The organism is Candidatus Neomarinimicrobiota bacterium (genome assembly GCA_018647265.1).
Lineage (GTDB): Bacteria > Fidelibacterota > Marinisomatia > Marinisomatales > TCS55 > TCS55.
Map to the genome: position 1 here is coordinate 1 of JABGTK010000025.1, position 2,459 is coordinate 2,459.

At 38.1% G+C, this 2,459-nt stretch carries 3 protein-coding genes; 1 reads left to right on the forward strand and 2 read right to left on the reverse strand.

The window, feature by feature from the left end:
- Window positions 1–54 precede the first annotated feature (54 nt).
- Complete coding sequence (locus tag HN459_01980) at window positions 55–348, forward strand: GIY-YIG nuclease family protein (protein ID MBT3478209.1); 294 nt, start codon at window positions 55–57, stop codon at window positions 346–348.
- A 275-nt stretch (window positions 349–623) separates the two neighbouring features.
- On the opposite strand, the gene HN459_01985 is transcribed toward HN459_01980, so the two are convergent.
- The gene (locus HN459_01985) at window positions 624–1,670 is read right to left on the reverse strand and encodes an HlyC/CorC family transporter (protein MBT3478210.1); all 1,047 of its coding nucleotides are present in this window, start codon (window positions 1,668–1,670) and stop codon (window positions 624–626) included.
- Between the two features lie 23 nt (window positions 1,671–1,693).
- Entirely contained in the window at window positions 1,694–2,365 is a 672-nt protein-coding gene (locus HN459_01990) for a TIGR02206 family membrane protein (protein MBT3478211.1), read from the reverse strand.
- Window positions 2,366–2,459: the final 94 nt, after the last annotated feature.

Consider the following 2,459-nt stretch of genomic DNA (forward strand, 5'->3'; position numbering starts at 1 on the left):
CATGATAAATCATGACTCAGTATGACATATTTGGTTTGTATTGTAGATTCATATATGGAAAAACTTTACTATGTATATATCATGGCCAGTGAATCAAAAGTGATTTACACTGGCATGACCAACAATCTTTTTAGGCGTGTTTATGAACACAAAATGAAACTTTTTAAAGGATTTTCAAAAAAATATAACACCTATAAACTTGTATGGTATGATGAAACTGATGACGTTACCGCAGCTATTGAATTTGAAAAACAAATTAAAGGATGGCTTCGAAAAAAGAATGTCGCCTTAATTGAGGAAGAAAATCCCAATTGGCATGATTTGGCTGAAGAATGGTTTAAAGAATAAGATAAAAGTTTGACCGCTAGACTCGCCTTGAGATTCTTCCTCTCACTTCGCTCGAGTTCAGGATGACAGTGTTGTTGTTTGTTAAATTTTATTTAAGAAATAAAAAAAAGATATTGTCATTCTGAGAGAATGTAATGAACGAAGAATCTCAAGCACTGGCTTTTTTATATACATTCGATTGAGATACTTCCTGTCGTCCCTGCTTTTTGCTCCCCCCTTTTAATTTCCACCCTCATAAGAGGGTGGATTTATGGGGGTGGTGATAAAATTTAGCTTTACTCTCCATTCTCTTCTGCGCGGCGTTTTTGACGCAGTTGATCTTTGGCCAATTCACGCATATCCGCCACTTCATCGGATTCATCCATAATCTCAACACCGAGCAGCGTTTCGATACAATCCTCTAGAGTTACAATCCCAGTGGTGCCGCCAAATTCATCTTTTACAATAAACATATGAGATCGTGTTTTTGTAAACTTATTCAATACAGCTTCTACTGTTTGCTCTTCGTAAACCCAATCCACCGGTTCAACAATATCGGCCATTGTCTTTTCGAAATAATCATCGGCCATTGTTTCTAAAAGAGTATCTTTATAAACAATCCCAAGTATATCATCAATGTTTTCCTTGAAAATGGGAATACGAGAAAAATTTATATCTTCATGTTTTTCCATTATCTGCCCTACTGTTTCGTGGTCTTCAAATGCAAAAATAACAGAACGGGGTGTCAAAATTTCTTCGATTTGGATAGTTTTAAGTCTGAATAGATTTTCAATAATATCAGATTCTTGCTCATCAATTGATCCTTCATCTTCTCCCATTTCTGCCATGGCAGTGATTTCTTCTCTACTGACTCTCATTGTATCTTCTTCTGAAGGCGTTAATTGGGCTGATAATGCTTCGCTCAACCAAACGAATGGAAATGTAATCACCATGAGACCGCGAATTGCATAGGCCGATGGACTGGCTAACTTTCGCCAGTAAGTAGCGCCAATCGTTTTGGGAATAATTTCTGAAAAGATAAGGATACAAAAAGTCAAAATTCCTGATGCCATGGCTACAGATCCTGAACCAAATACTAACAACGCTTGAGCACCTACACCCGCTGCGCCAACAGTATTGGCGATTGTGTTTAACGTCAGGATTGCGGCCAAAGGACGATTAATATCATCCTTGAGATGCTGTAGCAATTTACCGCTACGATGATTGGTTTTTACCAGTGTACCGATATGGGAATGGGTAATTGATAGAATAACTGATTCCAGAGTGGAACAGATAAAGGATACGCCTAAGGCGAGGAAGAAATAACCGAGTAATGTGGACATTGTCTATAACAAACTTACGCAGTTTAGGATGGTGAAACTCCTCCTTTTTCCTTACGATTAACTGCAATCCACATCGGGAGATAGATTAAACCCATCATGGCAAATCCTACCAATTCGAAAGTGATTAAATAATAGGGCCAATCGCCAATTAAAAATGGACTGTCTCCTCCGGGTTTTGTACAAATGAACCAATAATTGGCTCCTTCGCCCAAGAATGTATTTACATAACCCATGACAAAAATGACGCCATTCGTAATCAATACGGTGTTTAATAATGACCCTTTACGACATCGCATTCCATCTACCCACATGAGCCACACGACATTTAGAATAATTAACCCATGGGAGAGAAAATTCCAGAAGATAGAAATATCACCATAAGGCCATCGGGTTGGATCTGGTGTTAATATGGATTGGAGCGCGCCCGCCAATCCCCAGAAAAACGCCAATTCAAAGGCTGTTTGGGATTTTTTCCATAGTGCGTAGGATGTAAGAAATAAACTAATACCACACATGTGAAGGGATAGGTCATCCTTCAAATCAAAATCATCTATATAGAGCTGGAAAAAATCAAATAGCACTTCCTGAAAAATAGTGAAAACAGCTAAGAAAATAGCAATAGAAAATCGCTTAGAAGGACTGAGATATTTTTTACCGATATATGGGAGTGCGAACCAAATCATCAAACAACCCATAATGTAAAGAGTGTGCTCTGTACCGAAAGTTGGGAAATCAGAGGGTGACATGGGACGTATTGTGTTTGTTTCTTTCTATTGGGCTAAATCTATA

Excerpts from the sequence above, each read along its gene's own strand:
- HN459_01980 (MBT3478209.1), top strand. The coding sequence starts at position 55 with ATGGAAAAACTTTACTATGTATATATCATGGCCAGTGAATCAAAAGTG.
- HN459_01990 (MBT3478211.1), bottom strand. The coding sequence starts at position 2,365 with ATGGGTTGTTTGATGATTTGGTTCGCACTCCCATATATCGGTAAAAAA.
- HN459_01985 (MBT3478210.1), bottom strand. The coding sequence starts at position 1,670 with ATGTCCACATTACTCGGTTATTTCTTCCTCGCCTTAGGCGTATCCTTT.